The 21,055-nt window shown below is 67.5% G+C and carries 23 protein-coding genes, 1 tRNA gene and 1 other RNA gene; 9 read left to right on the top strand and 16 right to left on the bottom strand.

The features are described 5' to 3' along the window. Positions 1 to 94: 94 nt before the first annotated feature. Entirely contained in the window at positions 95 to 2,848 is a 2,754-nt protein-coding gene (gene aceE, locus ABC337_RS15085) for a pyruvate dehydrogenase (acetyl-transferring), homodimeric type (RefSeq protein WP_412883292.1), read from the bottom strand. 406 nt (positions 2,849 to 3,254) lie between these two features. Here aceE and ABC337_RS15090 point away from each other — a divergent pair, with 406 nt between their 5' ends. The 5 genes from ABC337_RS15090 to ABC337_RS15110 all read left to right on the top strand — a co-directional run bounded on the left by ABC337_RS15090 (position 3,255) and on the right by ABC337_RS15110 (position 5,765). Beyond that, entirely contained in the window at positions 3,255 to 3,674 is a 420-nt protein-coding gene (locus tag ABC337_RS15090) for a DUF3052 domain-containing protein (RefSeq protein ID WP_412883291.1), read from the top strand. Beyond that, entirely contained in the window at positions 3,671 to 4,231 is a 561-nt protein-coding gene (locus ABC337_RS15095; RefSeq protein ID WP_412883290.1) for a peroxiredoxin, read from the top strand. The genes ABC337_RS15090 and ABC337_RS15095 overlap by 4 nt, the downstream gene beginning before the upstream one ends. Beyond that, positions 4,228 to 5,148 carry an NAD-dependent protein deacetylase gene (locus ABC337_RS15100; RefSeq protein WP_412883289.1) on the top strand — a complete coding sequence of 307 codons (921 nt, stop codon included), beginning with the start codon at positions 4,228 to 4,230 and terminating at the stop codon, positions 5,146 to 5,148. Before ABC337_RS15095 ends, ABC337_RS15100 begins: the two co-directional genes overlap by 4 nt. A 100-nt stretch (positions 5,149 to 5,248) precedes the next feature. Beyond that, positions 5,249 to 5,324 (top strand) — tRNA-Val (locus ABC337_RS15105). Positions 5,325 to 5,474: 150 nt separating this feature from the next. Continuing rightward, positions 5,475 to 5,765, top strand: coding sequence for a hypothetical protein (locus ABC337_RS15110; RefSeq protein WP_412883288.1), 291 nt, complete (start codon positions 5,475 to 5,477; stop codon positions 5,763 to 5,765). 176 nt (positions 5,766 to 5,941) lie between these two features. Here ABC337_RS15110 and ABC337_RS15115 read toward each other — a convergent pair whose 3' ends face one another. Beyond that, on the bottom strand, positions 5,942 to 6,670 hold the full coding sequence (locus ABC337_RS15115; protein ID WP_412883287.1) for a FadR/GntR family transcriptional regulator: 729 nt from the start codon (positions 6,668 to 6,670) through the stop codon (positions 5,942 to 5,944). 136 nt (positions 6,671 to 6,806) lie between these two features. Here ABC337_RS15115 and gndA point away from each other — a divergent pair, with 136 nt between their 5' ends. Continuing rightward, positions 6,807 to 8,243 carry an NADP-dependent phosphogluconate dehydrogenase gene (gene gndA / locus ABC337_RS15120; protein ID WP_412883286.1) on the top strand — a complete coding sequence of 479 codons (1,437 nt, stop codon included), beginning with the start codon at positions 6,807 to 6,809 and terminating at the stop codon, positions 8,241 to 8,243. Between the two features lie 61 nt (positions 8,244 to 8,304). Here gndA and epsC read toward each other — a convergent pair whose 3' ends face one another. The 3 genes from epsC to msrA form a co-directional block, all read right to left on the bottom strand. Beyond that, positions 8,305 to 8,889 (bottom strand): serine O-acetyltransferase EpsC, encoded by a 585-nt coding sequence (gene epsC, locus ABC337_RS15125; RefSeq protein ID WP_412883285.1) that lies wholly within the window; start codon positions 8,887 to 8,889, stop codon positions 8,305 to 8,307. A 33-nt stretch (positions 8,890 to 8,922) separates the two neighbouring features. Next, the gene (gene cysK, locus ABC337_RS15130; RefSeq protein WP_364135082.1) at positions 8,923 to 9,858 is read right to left on the bottom strand and encodes a cysteine synthase A; all 936 of its coding nucleotides are present in this window, start codon (positions 9,856 to 9,858) and stop codon (positions 8,923 to 8,925) included. A gap of 67 nt (positions 9,859 to 9,925) precedes the next feature. Continuing rightward, the gene (msrA, locus tag ABC337_RS15135; protein ID WP_412883284.1) at positions 9,926 to 10,507 is read right to left on the bottom strand and encodes a peptide-methionine (S)-S-oxide reductase MsrA; all 582 of its coding nucleotides are present in this window, start codon (positions 10,505 to 10,507) and stop codon (positions 9,926 to 9,928) included. Between the two features lie 119 nt (positions 10,508 to 10,626). Between msrA and ABC337_RS15140 the strand changes: the two genes are divergently transcribed. Both ABC337_RS15140 and ABC337_RS15145 read left to right on the top strand, forming a co-directional pair. After that, a complete protein-coding gene (locus tag ABC337_RS15140) occupies positions 10,627 to 11,616 on the top strand; it encodes a Nif3-like dinuclear metal center hexameric protein (RefSeq protein ID WP_412883283.1) in 990 nt (329 codons plus the stop codon). A gap of 132 nt (positions 11,617 to 11,748) precedes the next feature. After that, positions 11,749 to 12,486, top strand: a complete 738-nt coding sequence (locus ABC337_RS15145) for a zinc ribbon domain-containing protein (protein WP_290257578.1) — start codon at positions 11,749 to 11,751, stop codon at positions 12,484 to 12,486. Positions 12,487 to 12,545: 59 nt separating this feature from the next. On the opposite strand, the gene ABC337_RS15150 is transcribed toward ABC337_RS15145, so the two are convergent. After that, positions 12,546 to 13,310 (bottom strand): YaaA family protein, encoded by a 765-nt coding sequence (locus ABC337_RS15150; protein WP_412883282.1) that lies wholly within the window; start codon positions 13,308 to 13,310, stop codon positions 12,546 to 12,548. A gap of 22 nt (positions 13,311 to 13,332) precedes the next feature. Further along, complete coding sequence (locus ABC337_RS15155) at positions 13,333 to 14,196, bottom strand: slipin family protein (RefSeq protein WP_412883281.1); 864 nt, start codon at positions 14,194 to 14,196, stop codon at positions 13,333 to 13,335. A 108-nt stretch (positions 14,197 to 14,304) separates the two neighbouring features. Here ABC337_RS15155 and rnpB point away from each other — a divergent pair. Then, positions 14,305 to 14,698: RNase P RNA component class A (gene rnpB, locus ABC337_RS15160), an RNA gene on the top strand. Between the two features lie 136 nt (positions 14,699 to 14,834). On the opposite strand, the gene ABC337_RS15165 is transcribed toward rnpB, so the two are convergent. The 9 genes from ABC337_RS15165 to ABC337_RS15205 all read right to left on the bottom strand — a co-directional run bounded on the left by ABC337_RS15165 (position 14,835) and on the right by ABC337_RS15205 (position 21,053). After that, positions 14,835 to 15,185 carry a hypothetical protein gene (locus tag ABC337_RS15165; protein WP_412883280.1) on the bottom strand — a complete coding sequence of 117 codons (351 nt, stop codon included), beginning with the start codon at positions 15,183 to 15,185 and terminating at the stop codon, positions 14,835 to 14,837. A gap of 139 nt (positions 15,186 to 15,324) precedes the next feature. Beyond that, positions 15,325 to 15,645: a hypothetical protein gene (locus ABC337_RS15170; protein ID WP_412883279.1), complete on the bottom strand. Its 321-nt coding sequence runs from the start codon at positions 15,643 to 15,645 to the stop codon at positions 15,325 to 15,327. After that, the gene (locus ABC337_RS15175) at positions 15,645 to 16,532 is read right to left on the bottom strand and encodes a M23 family metallopeptidase (RefSeq protein WP_412883278.1); all 888 of its coding nucleotides are present in this window, start codon (positions 16,530 to 16,532) and stop codon (positions 15,645 to 15,647) included. Before ABC337_RS15175 ends, ABC337_RS15170 begins: the two co-directional genes overlap by 1 nt. Next, a complete protein-coding gene (locus ABC337_RS15180; protein ID WP_412883277.1) occupies positions 16,529 to 17,179 on the bottom strand; it encodes a hypothetical protein in 651 nt (216 codons plus the stop codon). The genes ABC337_RS15175 and ABC337_RS15180 overlap by 4 nt, the downstream gene beginning before the upstream one ends. Then, complete coding sequence (locus ABC337_RS15185) at positions 17,176 to 17,451, bottom strand: hypothetical protein (RefSeq protein ID WP_412883276.1); 276 nt, start codon at positions 17,449 to 17,451, stop codon at positions 17,176 to 17,178. The genes ABC337_RS15180 and ABC337_RS15185 overlap by 4 nt, the downstream gene beginning before the upstream one ends. A 21-nt stretch (positions 17,452 to 17,472) precedes the next feature. Continuing rightward, the gene (locus ABC337_RS15190) at positions 17,473 to 17,622 is read right to left on the bottom strand and encodes a hypothetical protein (RefSeq protein ID WP_412883275.1); all 150 of its coding nucleotides are present in this window, start codon (positions 17,620 to 17,622) and stop codon (positions 17,473 to 17,475) included. Positions 17,623 to 17,634: 12 nt separating this feature from the next. Further along, entirely contained in the window at positions 17,635 to 18,912 is a 1,278-nt protein-coding gene (locus ABC337_RS15195; protein ID WP_412893252.1) for a hypothetical protein, read from the bottom strand. After that, a complete protein-coding gene (locus tag ABC337_RS15200; RefSeq protein WP_412893253.1) occupies positions 18,912 to 19,997 on the bottom strand; it encodes a hypothetical protein in 1,086 nt (361 codons plus the stop codon). Before ABC337_RS15200 ends, ABC337_RS15195 begins: the two co-directional genes overlap by 1 nt. A gap of 9 nt (positions 19,998 to 20,006) precedes the next feature. Then, positions 20,007 to 21,053 carry a hypothetical protein gene (locus ABC337_RS15205; RefSeq protein WP_412893254.1) on the bottom strand — a complete coding sequence of 349 codons (1,047 nt, stop codon included), beginning with the start codon at positions 21,051 to 21,053 and terminating at the stop codon, positions 20,007 to 20,009. Positions 21,054 to 21,055 lie beyond the last annotated feature (2 nt).

A 21,055-nucleotide genomic window follows, 5' to 3' on the forward strand; every position in this document is an offset into this window, starting at 1 on the left:
TCACACGGCGGGCCCGCCGTGGTTAAAGCCCGACGGCGGCTCCCACACCGTGGGGACCGCCGTCGTCGTGTTTTCCGGTCCGGCCGGGTGACTCCTAGGAGTCGCCGCCCGCGTTACCGGTGGTGCCGGCGTTGACGTTGAGCAGCCGGTACTTCTCGATCGCCTGGGCCGGGGCCTGCGCGTCGACCTCGCCGCGGCGGGCAAGCATCTGCAGCGAGCGGACCACGATCGAGTGCACATCGTTCTTGAAGAAGCGGCGTGCAGCGGCGCGGGTGTCGGAGAAGCCGAAGCCGTCGGCGCCGAGCGAGGCGAACTCGTTCGGGACGAACTGCCGGATCTGGTCCGGGACGGCCTTCATGTAGTCCGAGACCGCGACGATCGGGCCGGTGGCGCCGGCGAGCTGTTCGGTGACGAACGGCACGCGGGCCGGCTGGCCCGGGTTGAGGAAGGCCTCTTCCTCGGCGGCCATGGCGTCGCGGCGCAGCTCGGTCCAGGACGTGACGGACCAGACGTCGGCGGAAACGCCCCAGTCCTCGGCCAGCACACGCTGGGCCTCGAGGGCCCACGGCACGGACACGCCGGAGGCGAGGATCTGCGTGCGGGGGCCGTCGATCTTGGCCGGCGCCAGCAGGTAGATGCCCTTGACGATGCCCTCGACGTCGAGTTCGGCGGGGGCCGCCGGCTGCGAGATCGGCTCGTTGTAGACCGTCAGGTAGTACATAACGTTCCGCGACGGGTCGTTGTCCGCCGGGCCCGGGCCGTACATCCGGTTCAGGCCGTCACGCATGATGACGCCTATCTCGTAGCCGTAGGCCGGGTCGTACGTGACGACGGCCGGGTTGGTGGCGGCGAGGATCGGGGAGTGGCCGTCGGCGTGCTGCAGGCCTTCGCCGGTCAGCGTGGTGCGGCCGGCGGTGGCGCCGATGATGAACCCGCGGGTCATCTGGTCGGCGGCGGCCCAGAAGGAGTCGCCGGTGCGCTGGAAGCCGAACATCGAGTAGAAGACGTAGATCGGGATCAGCGGCTCGCCGTGGGTGGCGTAGGAGGTGCCTGCGGCGGTGAAGGCCGCAACCGAACCGGCCTCGTTGATGCCGGCGTGCACGATCTGGCCGGCGATCGACTCCTTGTACGCGAGGACCAGGTCGCGGTCCACGGACAGGTAGTTCTGGCCGTTCGGGTTGTAGATCTTCGCGGTCGGGAAGAACGCGTCGATGCCGAAGGTGCGGGCCTCATCCGGGATGATCGGCACGATCCGGGAACCGAATTCCTTATCCCGCATCAGGTCCTTGAGCAGCCGGACGAACGCCATGGTGGTGGCGGCCAGCTGCTTGCCGGAGCCGCGGTTGGCGACCTCGTACGCCTTGTCGCCCGGCAGGGTGACGTCGGTGTGCTTGGACCGGCGCTCGGGCACGAAACCGCCCAGGGCCTGGCGGCGCTCCATCAGGTACTTGATCTCCGGAGAGTCCGCACCCGGGTGGTAGTACGGCGGCTGGTACGGGTCGGCCTCGAGCTGCTCGTCCGTGATCGGGATGCGCAGGTGGTCGCGGAAGGCCTTCAGGTCCGCCAGGGTGAGCTTCTTCATCTGATGGGTCGCGTTGCGGCCCTCGAAGTGGGTGCCCAGGCCGTAGCCCTTGACCGTGTGGGCCAGGATGACCGTCGGCTTGCCCTTGAACTCGGTGGCGGCCTTGTACGCGGCGTAGACCTTGTTGTAGTCGTGGCCGCCGCGCTTGAGGTTCCAGATCTCCTGGTCCGTCATGTCCGCGACCATGTCCTTGGTCTGCGGGGTCTTGCCGAAGAAGTGCTCGCGGACGAATCCGCCGGACTCGGCCTTGTAGGTCTGGTAGTCGCCGTCGACCGTCTCGTTCATGATCTTCACGAGCGAGCCGTCGTCGTCCTTGGCGAGCAGGTTGTCCCACTCGCGGCCCCAGACGACCTTGATGACGTTCCAGCCGGCGCCGCGGAAGAAGGCCTCGAGTTCCTGCATGATCTTGCCGTTGCCGCGGACCGGGCCGTCGAGGCGCTGCAGGTTGCAGTTGATGACGAAGTTGAGGTTGTCCAGCTTGTCGTTTGCGGCGAGCTGGAGCAGGCCGCGGGATTCCGGCTCATCCATTTCGCCGTCGCCCAGGAACGCCCAGACCTGCTGGTCGGAGGTGTCCTTGATGCCGCGGTTGTGCAGGTAGCGGTTCGACTGCGCCTGGTAGATGGCGTTCATCGGGCCGATGCCCATGGAGACGGTGGGGAACTCCCAGAACTCCGGCATCAGGCGCGGGTGCGGGTAGCTGGAGAGGGCGTGGCCCTCCTTGGACTTCTCCTGGCGGAAGCCGTCGAGGTCTTCCTCGCTCAGCCGGCCCTCGAGGAAGGCGCGGGCGTACATGCCGGGGGAGGCATGGCCCTGGAAGAAGACCTGGTCGCCGCCGCCCGGGTGGTCCTTGCCGCGGAAGAAGTGGTTGAAGCCGACTTCGTAGAGGGTCGCGGCACCGGCGTAGGTGGAAATGTGGCCGCCGACGCCGATTTCGGGCCGCTGCGAGCGGTGCACCATGATCGCGGCGTTCCAACGCAGCCAGGCGCGGTACTTGCGTTCGATTTCTTCATCGCCGGGGAACGGGGCTTCCTGGTCCACCGGGATGGTGTTGACGTAGTCCGTGGTGGTCACCATCGGCACGCCCACGCTCTGGGCGCCGGCCCGCTGAAGCAGGCTTCGCATGATGTACTGGGCACGCTCCGTGCCCTGTTCCTGAATCAGGGTGTCCAGGGACTCCAGCCATTCGGCGGTCTCTTCCGGATCACGATCAGGCAGCTGGTTAGTCAACCCGCTGAGGATATGGGAGGTATCTTCTCCTGCAGCCACGTCCAACCTCTCTTTGAGCGCATTCACCGGCACCCTCAGCTCCGGCAGGGTGACTGCCTGGCGTGAACGCGACGTGTGCGACATATCGGTAACAGCAGCCCGGTCCTGTACGCCGGGCTTGGTCCAATCACAACCAGGCCTGACAGTGGGAGCGGTCGGTTGTCCGCGCAGGCATGGTCGTCATCAGCCACTCTAGCCTTGCGCGTCCGCGGATGCGTAGCCGCCGCCGCCCCGGTGTGACGCAGAATATGGCGGATCGCGGGGCCCACAGCTTGAAGCGGACGCACAAAGGGTGTTGGCTTGGAGTAATGGAAATCACTAGCACCATGGAATGTGTCACTATCGGACACAGCGGGCATCCTGCCGGCAGGCACCAACAGACGCACCAACAGCATAGGAGCAACACGTGAGCGAGGCCGACGCCGCCACTTCGGTAAATGTGGCGGAAAAATTGGGTTTCAAGAACGGGGATCTGATTCAGGAGTTCGGTTACGACGACGACGTCGACTTCGACTTGCGTGATGACATCGAGGACCTCACCGGGTCCGAGATCTTCGATGAGGACGACCACGAGGTGGTCGACGCGGCCATCCTCTGGTGGCGCGACGGTGACGGTGACCTGGTCGACACGCTGGTGGACTCCCTGACCTCCCTGACCGACGGCGGTGTGGTTTGGGTTCTGACCCCGAAGAATGGCCGCACCGGCTACGTCTCGCCCTCGGAACTGCAGGAAGCGGCGCCCACCGCCGGCCTTCACTGCACCACCTCCGCCGGGGTCTCCCAGGACTGGAGCGCCACCCGGCTGGTGACCCGGAAGAACAAGTGACCGGTACCGCGCCGGCGCAGGCTCCCGCCGGGCAGCCCGGCGCCGTGCCCGCCGTCGGGCAGCCGGCCCCGGACTTTGAGCTGGTCAACCAGTTCGGTGAGCCCGTCCGGCTCTCCGAGCTGCGGGGCCGCATGGTTGTGCTGGTGTTCTTCCCGTTCGCCTTCTCGGGCATCTGCACGGGCGAACTGTGCAAATTGCGGGACAACCTGTCCGTCTTCGAGGACGCCGACGCCGTGGTGCTGGGCATCTCGGTGGACAGCAAGTTCGCCCAGCGCGCCTACGCCGAGAAGGAAGGCTACAGCTTCGACCTGCTGGCGGACTTCTGGCCGCACGGAGAGGTGGCGGAGCGGTACGGGGTGTTCGACCCGGAGAGCGGCATGGCCCTGCGAGGGACGTTCATCATCGACGCGGCCGGCACCGTCCGGTACGTCGTAGTCAACCCCCGGGGCCAGGCGCGTGACTTCGCCGGCTACCGGGCGGCCCTCGCTGAACTGTCCGGCAATTCCTCCGCCGACTCCACGGACCCGTCCTCCAGCCGGGGACCGGAAACGGTATGAGGCAGCGGCGGCCCGGGGTAGGGATGACGGGCTTCGCGAGCCTTCCCCCCGTCACACCCGCGGAGCCGGCCCGCGATGAACTTGAGGTCCTGCAGGAGATCCACGGAGTCCTCGCCGGGAAACGCTTCGCGTTGCTCACCGGCGCCGGTCTCAGCACCGACTCGGGCATCCCCGACTACCGCGGCCCCGGTGCGGCGCCGCGTGCACCCATGACGTACCAGGAGTTCATCGGCTCGCCGGATAACCGGCAGCGCTATTGGGCCCGGAACCACATCGGCTGGTCCCACCTCCGCCGTGCCGACCCCAACGACGGCCACACGGCCGTGGCCCGGATGGAACAGCGCGGGTTGCTCACGGGCCTGATCACCCAGAACGTGGACCGGCTGCACGAGGACGCCGGCAGCCGGAACGTCGTGGACCTGCACGGCCGTTTCGACCGGGTGGTGTGCCTGGCCTGCGGCCGCAGCTACAGCCGGACCCTGCTGGCCGGGGTGCTGGAAGAACTCAACCCCGGATTCCTCGACGCCGCCCTCGCCGGCGGCGTGGTGGAGGCCGCCCCGGACGCGGACGCCACCGTGGAGGACGAGGCGCTGATCAGCGAGTTCGTCGTCGCGAACTGCCCGGCCTGCGGCGGCACCCTGAAACCCGACTTCGTCTACTTCGGCGAGAACGTGCCCAAGGACCGGGTGGAGCGTTCCTACGCCATGGTGGACTCCGCCGGCGCGCTCCTGGTCGCCGGTTCCTCGCTGACCGTGATGAGCGGGCTGCGCTTCGTCCGCCACGCCGTCAAGCAGGGCAAGGAGGTCGTGATCATCAACCGCGGCCAGACCCGCGGCGACGACCTGGCGACCATCAAGCTGGAGGCCGGCGTCAGCGAGTCGCTGACCTGGCTCGAGGCCGAACTCCCCGCCCTCTGACCCTGTGTTCCGCTGCTGCGCCGATTGGCGCAGGAGCCCGCATTTCGGGTAAGGTCAATGTTCGTTGGTTGACGTGCCGAGGCGCGGAAACCGGCGTGACGGGTCTTTAGCTCAGCTGGTAGAGCGCCACGTTTACACCGTGGATGTCATCGGTTCGATCCCGGTAGGACCCACCATCACTAACCCCGTCGCGGGAGCCGCAAGGCAACCGCGGCGGGTTTTTTCTTTGCTTTGGGCCCAGCCCGGGGGACCGGTGGAGGTCAGGCCGGAAACCACGGCGGCCGTGGGACGGATAAATGTCGGTGCCCGGCCTTACCGTCAGCGGCATGGAACACGTACTCGTCACAGCCGGCCCGGACGGGCGCCCCCACACCGTAATCCGCGGCGCCCGGGAATGGATCATCGGCGCGGACCCGGTCCGCTGGTTCGAGCGGGTGAGCTGGTGGGAGGCCGAGCGGCGGATGCCGCGGGGCCTGGGCCGGGTGGACGTGGAGGTCTGGCAGGTCCAGGCGCGGCTGGGCCGCAATGCCGGATCGGCGCTGACCACCATGGAACTGGTCCGCGACGGCCTCGGCGGCGGGTGGCGGCTCAGGGGCCTGATGGCCGACGCGGCGTGAGCCCGGCCCGGGTGGTTTTCCGGGCATTGGAAAAGCCCTCCAGCGCGGCTATTGGGGGATGCCGCGGTGGAGGGCTTGAGAAAAAGATACCGGAAATGAGACGAAATGTGAAACTGAAAGCGGTTGAATTAGCCCAGTGTCGGGACTAATTCCCGGGGCAGGTAACCGTCGCCGGATCAGGCCGGCTGGACGGGAACGAAGACCCGGGGCTGGTCCCGCCAGCTCGGCTCCATGTCCGCGATGGTCTCGCGCATGATCTTGTCGGAGGCCTCCCGCGCCGCCGGACCGTTGCCGGTGGCGATGGCCTCCGCGACGTCGACGTGCCACTGCAGCGCATAGGTCTGCGGATGGTCCGGCATCAGCCCGTGCATCGTCCGCCCGGTGAGCGTCTCCGCCACCTGCCCCACAAGGTTGGCGAACATCTCGTTCCCGGACCCGGTGAGCAGCAACGAGTGGAACCTGATGTCGAGGTCCAGGAACCTCGGGACGTCCCCGGCCACGCCGGCTTCCCGCATGGCGTGGGAGATTTCCACCAGCTCGCTGCGGATGTCATCGGGTGCGTTGGCCGCGGCCAGCTCGGCCGCGACGGGTTCCACCGCCGTGCGCAGCTCCGCGAGCGAGCGGAGCTGGGCGCCCCGGCCCTCGCCGGCCAGGCGCCACCGGATGACGGACGGGTCGAACGGGTTCCACCGGTTGGCCGGCAGCACCCGGATGCCCACCCGCTTGATGGTCTCGACCAGGCCGAGGGACTGAAGCACCCGGACGGCCTCGCGGACCACGGAGCGGGAGACCTTGAGTTCGTCCTCCAAGTGCTCGGCGAGCATCACGTGGCCGGTCGGGAGCTCGCCCCTGACGATCCGGGTTCCCAGATGCTCGATGGCTTGATGGTGGAGGCTGGTCGACATAGTCGTAAGCATAGTGGCGTGCCCGTCACAGGAGCCGCGAACGGGCGCGGTCACGGCCGAAAATCATAGACTGTCTAGGAGGCGCCGTCTTCGGCCAGCCAACTGCACTCGTTGCACCCAATGAATTGGAGATTTGATGTCAGCACACATCGGTGTCACCGGCCTTGCGGTGATGGGGGCAAACCTCGCCCGCAACCTCGCCCGTAACGGCTTCACGGTCGCCCTCCACAACCGCTCGGTGGAAAAGACCGACGCTCTCCTCGAGAAGCACGGCTCCGAGGGCGACTTCGTCCGGACCGAAACACTGCAGGAACTCGTAGACTCGCTGGAGAAGCCCCGCCGCGTCCTGATCATGGTCAAGGCCGGCAAGCCGGTCGACTCCGTCATCGAACAGCTCGAGCCGCTGCTCGAGCCCGGCGACATCATCATCGACGCCGGCAACTCCCACTACGAGGACACCCGCCGCCGCGAGGCCGCCCTCGCCAAGAAGGACCTGCACTTCGTCGGCATCGGCGTCTCCGGCGGCGAGGAGGGTGCCCTGAACGGCCCCTCGATCATGCCCGGCGGCTCCAAGGAGTCCTACGAGGCCCTCGGCCCGCTCCTGGAGAAGATCTCCGCCCACGTGGACGGCCAGCCCTGCTGCGCCTGGATCGGCACCGACGGCGCCGGCCACTTCGTCAAGATGGTCCACAACGGCATCGAGTACGCCGACATGCAGGTCATCGGCGAGGCCTTCGACCTGCTCCGCTCCGGCGCGGGCATCGAGCCGGCCGAGCAGTCAAAGATCTTCGCCGAATGGAACAAGGGCGACCTCGCCTCCTTCCTGATCGAAATCTCCGCCGAGGTCCTGGGCCACGTCGACGCGAAGACGGGCAAGCCGTTCGTCGACGTCGTCGTGGACGCCGCCGGCCAGAAGGGCACCGGCCGCTGGACCGTCATCTCCGCCCTGGAGCTGGGTTCCCCGGTCTCCGGCATCGCCGAGTCCGTGTTCGCCCGGGCGCTGTCCTCGCAGGCCGGCCAGCGGAAGCTGGCGCAGGAGCTGCTGGCCGGGGGAGAGGCCGACGTCGAGGTCCCCGAAACCTTCGTGGAGGACGTGCGCCAGGCGCTCTACGCCTCCAAGCTGGTCTCCTACGCGCAGGGCCTGGACATGCTCACCTCCGCCGCGAAGGAATACGGCTGGGAGCTGAAGCTGGACGAGATCGCTTCCCTGTGGCGGGGCGGCTGCATCATCCGCGCCGAACTGCTCAAGGACATCACCAAGGCATACTCCGCCGAGGAGAAGCCCGCCAACCTGCTCTTCGCCCCCGCGTTCACCGCCGCGATCGCCGACGCCCTGCCGGCGTGGCGCCGCGTGGTGGCCACCGCGGTGCAGCTGGGCATCCCGGTGCCGGTGTTCTCCTCCTCGCTGGCCTACTACGACGGCCTGCGCCGCAAGCGCCTGCCGGCCGCCGTGATCCAGGGCCAGCGCGACCTGTTCGGCGCCCACACCTACGGCCGCGTCGACGCCGAGGGCACGTTCCACACCCTCTGGGGCGAGGACAAGTCCGAGGTTGAGGCCGTGGACACCCACTAGCGCTTAAACGGCTGCGGCCGCCGTCCCGGACTTCCGGGGCGGCGGCCGCAACTGTTTAACCCTAGATGCGGTATTCGATCAGGTACTCGGCCGGGTCGACGGCCTTCTTGGTCTCGCGCTGGGCGTCGCGGTGCCGCCAGGTGGCGGGCACGCCGGTCAGGATCGATTCGGCCGGGGCGTCCTTGACCACGACGGCGTTCGCGCCTATGGCGCTGTCCCGGCCGATGGTGATGGGGCCCAGGACCTTGGCGCCGGCTCCGATCACCACCCTGTCCTCGATGGTGGGGTGACGCTTGATCTTCGCCAGCGACCGTCCACCGAGGGTGACGCCGTGGTAGATCATCACGTCTTCGCCGATTTCCGCCGTTTCGCCAATGACCACGCCCATGCCGTGGTCAATGAAGAACCGGCGGCCGACTGTGGCGCCCGGATGGATCTCGATGCCGGTCATGAACCGGGCCAGCTGGGAGATCAGCCGGGCCGGGAACCGCAGCGACGGGTTCTGCCACAGGCGGTGGGTGAGCCGGTGGGCCCAGATCGCGTGCAGCCCCGAGTAGGCGAAGAAGTTTTCGAAAGAGCCCCGCGCCGCCGGGTCGTGGGACCGGGCGGTGTCGAGGTCTTCCTTGAGTCGTGCGAAAAAGCCCACAAAATTCTTTCTGAGAATGCGGCCGCGTTAGGGTCAGCCGCGGATGTCGTCGTACAGCACGGTGGAGATGTAGCGCTCCCCGAAGTCGCAGACCACGGCAACGATCAGCTTACCGGCGTTCTCCGGCCGCTTGGCCAGTTCCAGCGCGGCCCAGACGATCGCGCCGGAGGAGATGCCGCCGAGGATGCCTTCCTTGACGCCGAGGTCCCGGGCCACCCGGACGGAGTCTTCGAGGGAGGCATCGATGACCTCGTCGTAGATGGTGGTGTCGAGGATCTCGGGGACGAAGTTCGCGCCCAGGCCCTGGATCTTGTGCGGGCCGGGGGCGCCGCCGTTGAGGATGGGGGAGTCCTTGGGTTCGACGGCCACGATCTGCACGCCGGGCTTGCGCTCCTTGAGGACCTGGCCGACGCCGGTGACGGTTCCGCCGGTGCCGACGCCGGCGACGAAGATGTCCACCTTACCGTCGGTGTCCTCCCAGACCTCCTCGGCCGTGGTGCGGCGGTGGACGGCCGGGTTGGCCTCATTGGCGAACTGCTGGGCCCAGATGGAGTTCTCGGTGTTGGCGACGATCTCCTGCGCCTTCTCGACGGCCCCGCGCATGCCCTCGGAACCCGGGGTCAGGACGATCTCGGCACCGTAGGCGCGCAGCATAACGCGGCGCTCGGTGGACATCGTCTCCGGCATGGTGAGGATGACCTTGTAGCCGCGGGCCGCGCCGACCATGGCCAGGGCGATGCCGGTGTTGCCGGAGGTGCCCTCGACGATCGTGCCGCCGGGCTTGAGGGCTCCGGACTTCTCCGCGGCGTCGATGATGGCGACGCCGATCCGGTCCTTGACGCTGTTGGCCGGGTTGTAGAACTCCAGCTTCACGGCCACGGTTGCGTCCAAGCCCTCGGACAGCCGGTTCAGGCGGACCAGCGGGGTGCCGCCGACAAGCTGGGTTACGTCGTCATAGATTCGTGCCATGGGGAAATGTGCCTATCTGTGAGGAGGGAATTCTAGGGTCAGCTTATTGAGGGCGCGAGAAGCCCGGCTAAGCATTAAGCCATGCGGAGTAATATTTCCTTGCCTTCGCGAGCTTCGGGTTGATAATCACCTGGCAGTAGCCCTGGTCCGGGTTCTTCGCGAAGTAGTCCTGATGGAAATCCTCCGCCACGTGGAAGACCGGCAGCCGACTGACCTCGGTGACGATCGGGTTGGCCCACAGCTCCTGGTTCCGCTCGATGGCCTCCTCGAACAGGATCTTCTCCTCCGTAGTCTCGTAGAACATGGACGAGCGGTACTGCGTGCCGACGTCGTACCCCTGCCGGTTCAGCGTGGTGGGATCGTGCAGGGCGAAGAACATGTCGAGGATGACCTCCGCCGGGATGACGGCTTCGTCGAAGCTGACCGCCACCACTTCCGCGTGGCCGGTGGTCCCGGAGCAGACCGAGTAGTAGTCGGGGTTGCGGTCGTGACCGCCGGTGTAGCCCGAGACCACCGAGGTTACGCCCCGGGTCTTCTGGTACACGGCGTCCAGGCACCAGAAGCAACCGCCACCCAGCACAAAGGTCCGTTCGCTGCTGCCGTTCACGACGTCGGTGTCCACGCGTTCTCCTGTCTTGGTTTCCTGCATGCTGTTCCTTTCGGCCCGTGCGGGATCGTCCGTACGGGATCCTCCTTGTTCAATGGATGAACCGTCCGGATCATTCCCGCAGGGGCGTCCCGGACGGCCAATAGGGTAAGAATGTGGGTATGGAACCAGAGGATACGGACGCTTCAGCCCCGACCGCCGGCCCCGCCCCGGATGGTGCAGCGCCCGGGGAGAAGACCCCTGACACCGCCGGGATCGCCGACGGCGGAACCCCCAGCGACGCGGACACCGATGAGACCGACGACGCCGGGGACACCGGCGCCACCCTCGGCGCCGTCCAGGTGGCCGTCGAAGAACTCTGGCCCGAATCCCTGGCCGAAGGCTGGGACGAGGTGGGCCTGGTGGCCGGACACCCGTCCGCGCCCGTCAGCCGCGTGCTCTTCGCCGTCGACCCCACCCTCGAGGTGATCGAGGAAGCCGTGGAATGGGGCGCGGAACTGCTCATCACCCACCACCCCCTGCTCCTCAAGGGCGTGACCTCCGTGGCGGCCAACACGCCCAAGGGCCGGGCGGTGCACCGCCTGATCGAGACGGGTACCGCGCTGCTGACCGTGCACACCAACGGCGACTCCGCCGTGGGCGGTGTCTCCGACGTACTGGCCGACGCGCTCGGCCTGCAGGACGTCCAGCCCCTGACCCAGGCGGCGAACGGGCTCCCCGAGGAAGGCATCGGGCGGGTCGGCGACCTCGCCGACGTCGAGACCCTGGGTGACTTCGCCGCCCGCGTCTTCGGCATCCTCCCCGCCGTCGCCGGCGGTGTCCGCGTCTCCGGCGACCGCGACGGCCTGGTGCGCCGGGTGGCAGTCTGCGGCGGCGCCGGCGACTCGCTCTTCGACCAGGTGCGGGCCAGCAACGCCGACGTCTATGTCACCGCAGACCTGCGCCACCACCCTGCTTCCGAGGCCCGTGAGGCCGCGCTCAACGACCGCCCCTACCTGATCGACGTCTCGCACTTCGCCAGCGAATGGCTCTGGCTCCCTGCGGCGGCCGAGGCGCTGGGCAACGTCCTGGCGGATCAGGGCCACGACGTCGAGATCCGCGTCAGCACCACCAACAGCGACCCGTGGGACTTCATCCTCACACCTGGCTGAGGCCGGCAGGGCCCGGAAGGCGCCCTGGATGCGGGGAACCCCGGGTGAGCGCAGGGCATGCCACGCGCTAGAGTCGAGGGAGCGCCGTTCAGGCGCCCGGCACGGCCGGACGACAGACATTCGGAGGAAACAGTGGCCAAGGCAGCCCCGGCGGAACAGATGAAGTTACTCGAGCTGCAGGCGCTCGACGCGAAACTGAAATCACTCTCCAACCGCCGCCGCAGCCTCGAGGGCGACTCCCGCATCACCGACCTGGAAGCTGCCCTGGGCGTGGCCAACGGAGAACTCGGCGCGGCGAAGGTGGCCGTGGCCGACGCGGAACTGGAGCTCAAGCGCGCCGAGGCCGACGTGGAGCAGGTGGCCTCCCGGATCACCCGCGACGAGGCCCGGCTGAACAGCGGGACCGGCCTGTCCAAGGACCTGGTGGCCCTGCAAAAGGACATCGCGTCCCTGAACAAGCGCCGCTCGGACCTGGAAGACGTGGAGCTCGAAGTCCTGGAGCGGCTCGATGCGCTGCGCCTGCGCCAGGCGGAGCAGCAGCAGATCGTCGACGACATCCAGGGTTCCTTCGCCGGCATCCGCGCCGAGATCGACGAGAAGCTCGCCGAGGTCGCGGCGGAACACACCGTGGTCCGCGGGCAGCGCGCAGAGTTCGCGGCCGGCTTGGACGAGGGCATGCTGGCGATCTACGAAAAGACTTTGGCCAAGCGCGGCGTGGGCGCCGCCCGGCTGTTCCACGGCACCTCGGAGGGCTCCGGCATGCAGCTGAGCCCCGGCGACCTGGCCGAGATCAAGGCCGCCGCAGAGGACGACATCGTCTTCTGCCCGGACTCCGGCTGCATCCTGGTCCGCTCCGCCGAATGGGCCTGACTCCCAACTGACTGGCACATCCGGCCCTTATCAGCCCTGAAAACGGCCGGAGCTGCCAGCTAGTTCGGCAGGATCAGGTTGAGCGTGTGCGGCTTCCGGGCCGTACCGGGCACCAGATCCGACAGCCATTTCTCGGCCGCTGCCTTCTGTAGCTGCGCCGGGGTCTGCGGGGCCTTGCCGCGCCGGGTCAGCAGGTGCCGGGCCAGCTCGCCGCGGGTGTGCTTGGCGAAGTGGCTGACCACCTTGCGCACCCCGTTGACCTCGGTGAAGACGTTTACGGCGACGGTGCGCTCCGGCGGCGGGGCCCAGGCGGCCGCGTAGGTGCTGGAGCGGCAGTCCACCAGAAGCTCGCCGTCGGTCTCCCCGGCCAAAGCTGCTGTGATCTGCGGTTTCCAGAAGGAGGCCAGGCGTCCGATCCAGGGGAGTGCCGTGCCCATCGAGAGCCGGTAGGCCGGCACCCGGTCGCCGAACCGGATGGCACCCCAGAGCGCGGAGACCACCAGCACGGACGCGTCCGCCTTCTTCCGCTGCGCCGGGGTCAGGGAAGAGTAGCCCAGGGCGTCGTAGAGCACTCCGGAGTAGACCTGGTGGGCGGGGGCGGCGGGCTCGGCGTGCAGCCGGGTGTTGCGTTCGACGTCGGCGCTCAGCGAGGCGCCCACACCCAGCAGCGACAAGGCGTCCTCGTGCGCGCTGACCGTGCCGAGGGCCTCCAGCACCTGCGCCCGGCCTTCGTTCAGGGCGGGAAAACTCAGCGACGAGGGGTCGACGGCGTCGCCGTGGCTGGCGGGGGTCTTGCCCTCGGAGGGCGGCAGCAGAATCAGCACCGTACGATCCTACCGGCGCGGCTCACGCGGCTTTCGACGGCGGGCCTGCGGCAGGGGCGGGGACCGGGGCGGGGACGGGCAGCCTGGCATCGGAGCCGGCGGCAGTGGCGGCCGACTGGTTCTCCCGGGCGAGGAACGCCGAGAGCTCCCCGATGGTGCTCATTAGTGGCGCCGGGAAGACCACGGTGGAGTTCTTGTCCACCGCGATTTCCACGAGGGACTGCAGGTTCCGCAGCTGCAGGGCCAGTGGGTGCGCCATCATGATGTCAGAGGCCTCACCGAGGGCAGCAGCGGCAATGGATTCGCCCTCCGCGGCGATGATTTTGGCCCGCTTCTCCCGCTCCGCTTCGGCCTGCCTGGCCATGGCGCGTTTCATGCTGTCCGGCAGCTGGATGTCCTTCAGTTCCACGAGCGTCACCTCGACGCCCCACTCCAGGGTCAGGGCGTCGAGAATTTCGCGGATATCGCTGTTGATGTGTTCCGTCTCGGAGAGGGTCTGGTCCAGGCTGTGCCGGCCCACCACCTTTCGGAGCGTGGTCTGGGCGATCTGGTTGATGGCGGCGGCGACGTTCTCGATCGCGACGACGGACTTTACGGCGTCGATGACGCGGTAATAGGCGACGGCGGAGATGTCCACGCTGACGTTGTCCTGGGTGATGATCCCTTGGGACTGGATGGGCATGGTCACGATCCGCAGGCTGACCAGCTGCAGCCGGTCGACGACCGGGATGATGAAGCGCAGCCCCGGCATCCGCACGCCGATCACGCGGCCCAGGCGAAAGAGGACGCCGTGCTCGTACTGGCGGACGATCCTGATGGAGGAGCGGGCAATGATGATCAGCAGGGCCGCGACGAGCAGCCAGATAATGACGGCGGTGATGTCCATCCGGATCGCTTCCTTGGACGGTGGGGTGCCTGTATCAATTCTCCCACCGGCCCGGCCAAAAGGCTCCGGGACAAAGGCCCCCTGTCTGCCCGTAGAATGAACTGCGGATGGGTTGACCAGGCGGCCGCGCGTCACGCAAGTGGCTCGAGGAACGTCCGGGCTCCGCAGGGCAGGGTGGTGGGTAACGCCCACTCGGGGTAACCCGCAGGCCAGTGCCACAGAGAACAGACCGCCCGGGGCGGCGCCGTGTTTGCACGGTTCCGCGGCCGGGTAAGGGTGAAACGGTGGTGTAAGAGACCACCAGCTTCCCGGGTGACCGGGAAGGCTAGGTAAACCCCACCCGGAGCAAGGCCAGACAGGACACGTTTGAGGGCTGCCCGCCCGAGTGTCCGGGTAGGCTGCTGGAGGGCGTCGGCAACGGCGTTCGTAGATGGATGGCCGCTATTCCCGTGCCGGCGACGGCCCGGGACCACAGAACCCGGCGTATCGGTCAACCCATCCCACGACTTAGCCGGAATCCCCCGTGAAAGCGGGGGATTCCGCTGTTTCTGGGGCCTTCAACGCTCCTTGCTTTGAGCTATTTTGAGCTACTTTTAGCCATTTGCTCACTCAATTTGCGCATAGATTGCGCATGGAAATCATGCCGGTAGGAAGCCCGGGAGCCGGTCACCCCAGCGCACCCCGCGCAGGTTCTCCGGACAGCGGTGGTATTCCCAGATGTCCCATTCGGATGCCGTCGCCCGCTCGACTTCGGCGGCGTTCACCCACATCCACTGTTTGCGGCGGTCGTCGCCCTCCCACCCCACGAGGATCGAATCTCCATTCCAGCGGGACGCATACGCGTAGACCGTCACAGGCGTGGGTTCGGTAGGGAGCGTGGCCCGGACTTTCGGGTACCGGCCGTACTCCCATGAGTGGGTGTTCTCCGGCCGCCCTGGGGGGTCCTGCGTGTAGAAGTGGGTCACGCTGTCGAGGGTGAAGCTGGGCATGCAACCAGATTAGCCGGGTACGACGAAACGCCCCCGCGCTAGCCGTGGGGGCGGCTGGTGCGCGGGGGCGTTTCTGGGGTGGCAATTCAGTGGTTGAGCCGGTTGCCAAGACAACACTATGAGCGACAGTGCGCCATGGTCAATCAGACTTAGGACCCTGTGGGCGGCTGTCCGGTGCAAGCCAGGGCAAATACGCCCGGGTCCATTCAATGACGCCGGGGATGGCCATAATGCGCGTGATCGTGGCCGCCGCCGCGGTGATGACGACGGCCGCACCGCCCAGCCAGAGCCGGATGCCCTCGGGGAGGTGCTGGCCGAAGCCTGCGACGATCTCCTGCAGGATGAGCGGCACGATCACCAGCAGGCCAAGGAAGGCCGGGATCGCCGTCTGGACCGCGGTGCGGAGGGTAGCGCGGCCCGGGTTGATCGCCTGCGTGGTGGTTGCGCGGTGGTCAGCCATTAGTTCCCTGCTTTCACGGTGACGGTGATGCCGTCCGCGATAGCAGCGGCTACGGCTTGTTTGATCTGGTCCACGTCGAGGCCCTGCTTCTCGGCAACAAGGCCGGCGAGGGTGTTCACGGTCGCTGTGAGGGCGCTGATCTGCTGGCCCTTTTTGGCGAGGTCACCGCGAAGGTCAACGTTGAGGGCATGGAGCCCCTCGGTCTCATTGGTGATGTTCTGAAGTGCGCCCCGGACATCCTTCTGGAATCCTCGGAGCCCGTCGAATTCGCCGCGGGCGTCGGTTTCAAACTGTGCAGACAATTCGTCCTCCTGGGGGAGTGGGGTGATGGTTCCGGCTTGTGCGGCGATTCCCTGAGAGCCGAAGAACGGTTCGGGGTTCGTGCGGCCGTAGATTAGGCCGTTGCCGGTCGGGTAGCTGAGGTCGATGAGCGCTTCGACGTGCAGGTGGGGGTCAACGCCGCCTGTGCTGCCTGATGTGGCGATCCGCTGCCCCTCGGTGACTTTGTCGCCCGGGTTGAGTGGGGCATCGGACAGGTGCGCGTAAACGCCGATCCATCCCGGGTGTTGGATGACGGTCACGATGCCGGGGAAGCCTTTGTAGAGCGCCCAGCGCCGGAAGTAACCGTTCGGCCCCCACGACTCATCGCCCGGGAGTTTCGTGCCCCAGTCGGCCCACAAGACGGTCCCGGCCGCCATCGCATAGACGGGAGTGCCTTCGGGGCAGGCGAAGTCGCACCCGGCATGCCCGTCAGGCTGGTAGTTGCCGTAGCGTCCGACCCAGTATTCGACAGTGTCCGGGCTTGCGTTGACGTTGCCCACGACGCCGGCCGTCCGCATCGAGGCGAAGGCCTGATTGATTGGGAACTGCGCCGATACCGGCCTCATGGCGTGCCTCCTGAGCATGTGTAGGTGGATGAGCCGGGCGGGTTAGGGGCGCAGGTGTAGGGCATCCCGAGGTAGGTGAACGTGAACGAGGACGGGCCGCTGCCAGCGGGGCCTTGCTCGCCTCTCGGACCCGGCTGGCCGGCCGGGCCCGGTGGGCCTGGCACTGTGGAGTCGGCGCCCGGAGGGCCGGGTGGTCCTGCCGGGCCCGGGACGGTCGAATCGGCACCCTTCTCACCCCGCGGCCCGGGGACCTTCGAGTCAGCACCGGCCGGCCCGGGGACCGTTGAGTCTTTGCCCGGGTCGCCCTTTGGCCCGGCAACTGATTGGCCATCGACCCCATCAACTCCGTCGCGGCCGGGCGGCCCGGGATCACCCTTGGGGCCGGGGATCGCCTCGGTCGGGTTCTGCTGGACCTGCTCGGCCTTCGCGCAGAGGTCCCGGTCGTTGACCAGGAGCCGGCCCTGGCTGGCGCAGACGGTCTGGATGTCCTGGGCGAGGGTCTGGCTGTTGGCCTGGGCGGTGTTGCGCTCCGCCATCGCCGAGACCTGGTTGTAGGCGGTCCAGCCGACGCCCAGCGCGATGACGATGGCGAGAACGAAGAAGGCCCACCGGGGCGGGAAGGGTTTACGGTGTGTGTGCTGGCTCATGCTGTCCTGCCTCGGGCTTCGTCGCGGAGCTGGTCGATGGTTTCCTCAGCGGCCCGCAGCTCCTCGCGGGTGAGTTTGTGGTCGGCGCGTTCCTCGCGCAGCTCCTTCCGGGCCGCCTCCCGCTCGGCGTTTGCCGTGGCGATGTCGGCCCGCAGTGACTCGGCGCGTTCTTTGTCGAATCGCCGGTAGAGGAGATACCAGCCTGTGACGCCGCCGGCGGCGACGAAGGGGGCGGTGAGAGCTTTGGCCAGCTCGACGATCTGCGGGTCCACACGCGGGCCTCCAGGTTCCGGCTAGGCAGGGGCATCTTCGGTTGTGGCGCTGGTGGCGAGGATGTCGACGAGCTGGCGGGCGATGTCGACGGCCGCGGTGTCGGGCGCTGTCCCGGCCGCGGTGACCTGCGTGCCGTTGGGATTACTGATCGTGATGCTGATGTGCGGCATAGAGTCTCCTGGTTAGTCGCTGATTTTGGTGACGCGGATCGTGTAGGACATGACGCGGGTAGCGCCGCTGATCTGGACGATGTAGATGTGGAACTGCTGCCCGGCCTGCAGGCGGATATTCGGGATCGACCCCGCGCCCTGGTCGTCGGTCTGGATCACCGGACCCTTGCAGAACATCGGCCCGGACATCGGCTCGACGCTGATCGCAGAGCGGTTATTGGTCGCGGTCACGCCGGCGGGGAACCGCATGCCGACGCTGATCGCGTAGGTCCCGGTGTCGCGGATCTGGGCGAGGTCCTGGCCGAGCATCGTCAGGAGCCCGACGTCGGTCGAGACGTTCGGGTCCGCGGTGATGACGCCCGGCCCCCACACGGTGCTGTCGGGCGTCGACGTGGACCCGGAGCGTTCCCAGTGCTTGAGGATGCGCGGGCCCTTGCTATCGAGAGCTGTTTGCAGGCCGCCGACGTCGGCCGGGACGAGGGTCACTGCCCCGGTCTTCCCGGCGACCGAGGCGACCGCCCCGCCGATCGCGGACCCGTTGTTGGTCAGCTTCCCGGTGGTTTGCAGGTCGATGTTCCCGGCGCCGTCCATGACGACGGCCGCGGACCCGGCGTCGCTGTTGGACTCGAGCCAGAGCTTCCCGCCGAGCTTCGTCCGCAGCCGGGCGAAGAGGGTATCGCGCCAGGTGAAGTGACCGACGTGCAAGGTCGCCGTGGGGTCGTTGTACCGGCGGACGTGCAGGCCGGCCTCGGTTCCGGCCTGCGTGTCAGTGAAGGTCGCCCGCAGCCCTTGGCTGTCATCGACGGACAGGGCGGCCTCACGGCGCTCCTTCCCGAGGGCGGTGTCTCGGGAGTTATAGCCGGCGTAGAAGCCGCCGCCGACCCGTGCTGAGGTGTAGCTGTCCGGTGTAGTGCCCTCGATCCAGATCTCGTTACCGCTGCGGGAGTAGATCCGGGCGCCGCCCTTGCTCTCCCCGAAGATGGCGGACGAGAACTCCAGCGCCGGGGACTGGTAGGTCCCATAGTTGCCTTCGTTCTCGTAGGTGGTCATCCGCGAGGTGACCTCGTAAGGGACGCCGGTGTAATCATCGAAGCCCTGGCCGATGACCCGCACCACCCCGCCGTCCATCACGTTTATGTCGCCGGCGAGGTCGAGCTTTCCGCCGGCGCCGATTGTTGAGCTCGATGCGTTGCGGGCGCTAGTTCGGCGCTCGGCCTCACGGGCGTTCTCCTCGGAGCGGCGTCTCGCATTAGTGGGGGAGAAGGGGCGGGGTATGAGGGAAGACTCCATCAGGCTCCTATCTCTGCCAGGACCGGCTTGTAGACTCCGCTCTGCGGCGACAGCGACCACCCGACGACAGGCCACACCTTGTCGAGGGTCAGGGACGGGCAGTCGATGAGGATGTGCGCGGTGTCGCCGAGGGTGAAGTCGCCGAGCCGGGTGAAGTCTTCCCCGAAGCCCGGGTTGCGGGCCTTCAACTCGATGAGTTCCTGACCGCCAAAGAGTTGAGCGGCGACAGCCATGGCATGCGAGTCGATCGTCGCCTGCTCCTTGACGTTCGAGAACGACTTGCGGACCTCAAGGCGCGGCCACCCGGCCGCCTCGCGCTCGGTGTCGATGACCGGGGCGGACATGACCTTGGAATCGCCCTCGCCCTCGCCGATAGCGATGACGTGGGTGGCAGCATTCCCGGAGGACCAGTCGTCGTCGTGGTCGAAGTCCTCGACGTTCTGGCCCAGTTCGAAGAAATGGGCCGGGTTCGCGTCGCGGTTGCCAAGGAACGGGTAGCCGGTGCGGACTACCTTCCGGACGTAGGTGTGGTCGTCGTCGCCCCAAACGACGTCGATGGTCCAGTTGAAGCCGTCGATCAGTGCCGCGAGCTCGTTGACCCGGTCGTACACGCGTGCGTTCTCGTCCGCCGCGTAGTCGTGGTCGCGGAGCCGGCCCGATGGTGGGCAGTCGTACTCCAAGCCGATGCTGTCGCCGGCCACCGCGATCAGCTGGCGGAAGATCACCGAGGTTTGGTCCTGCTGCCGGAAGGACATTGTGGGCACGTATCGTTCGATGAGGTACGCCTCTAGGGTCCGGCAGGGATACCTGACCGCGTTGGCCATGGTTTTGGGGCGGCGGTAAGGGGCACCGTGCCAGACGATCCGGTCCTGCTCGTCCACGACGAGGATCAGGGAGCGCCACGGCAGGATGTCCTGCTTCCATGTCGATGACACCGGGTTCCCCTGGCCGTCGAACAACGGCAACGTCAGGGTGCCCTCCCCGTAGGCCTGCAAGAGGCGGGACAGGTCGCCCTCAAAGGTCATGGGGTATTCGTCTAGGAAGTCGCCGGTGACGAGTTCGCAGACTTTGAATCGGTAAGGCATGCCTGCTCCTTACTGCCACCAGCTGGAGGTCAGGGTGAAGTACCAGCCGGCGCCGGCCGTGATTGTCGCACCGCCCGGGATCCGGAAGGCCATGGTCCCGTCGGTGCCGACACGCACAACGGGTTCGGCCTTGCCGACCGCGTTGCCATCGTTCAGAGTGCAGAACGAGTCCACGGGGACGACGGGACGCCATCCGGCAGGGACGGTGTTGACGAGCAGGCTAGAGAAGCTGCCATTGATCGAGAACGCTCCACCCGATGCCGAACGGGTCACTCGTGCCACGCACTGCACAAGGGTCAGGCCGCCAGTCGTTCGGGTGCGAACAAAGCCGCCCGACACGGTCCAGCCAGAGTCGACCGGCGTCATCAGGACGGACTCAGCCGCCCCAACCCATGCTCCGCCGTAACTCCGCTCGACAAGGCCGCCCTTGTCCATGCGCTCAACCGCGAGGCCATCCCACTGCGTGAGTATGTCGCGCTCGGCCTGGTTGCGCACCTTCACGGGCACGCCGGCCGCCGCGGTGAACGGGCGCCGGTCGGTGATCGTGGGGTTGCCGCCACCGTTCTTCGGCATGTCGATGTCTGCGATATTGAAGAAGGCCGAGACTCCGTCCACCGCTCCGGGGTCTGCCGGGTATCCGCCCCCCGTGAGGGCCGTCGGTGACGGCTGCCCGGTGATGAGCCGGAAGCGCGCCTTCCGGGCGGTGGAACCGCCGTTGTCCGGGTCCAGGACCTCAAACACCAGCCGATCCCGCCGCGGGTTGGTGGAGTCCGCCGGGGTTAGCGTGTCGACGTTCAGCACCGTCGGGGCGCCGGACAAGTACGCTCCCTTAGCGGTGCCGACAGCACACGGGCCCGGCCCGACCTGCACGGTCAATCCAGACAGTGCAGGAACGAGGGCCCGGGGGTCCAGTACACCGGACCGGGCAACCCCCACCGCTGAGCCGCCAGCGACCAGGCCGCCGAACGCCCGCCGCTGCGTCTCCGCGTCGTAAGCCGGCCCCGAGGCCGCATCGGGGGCATTGATGAACGTCGGGGTGATGGCGTCAACAGGCATGG

It is taken from the genome of Arthrobacter phoenicis, assembly GCF_047238215.1.
GTDB lineage: Bacteria > Actinomycetota > Actinomycetes > Actinomycetales > Micrococcaceae > Arthrobacter.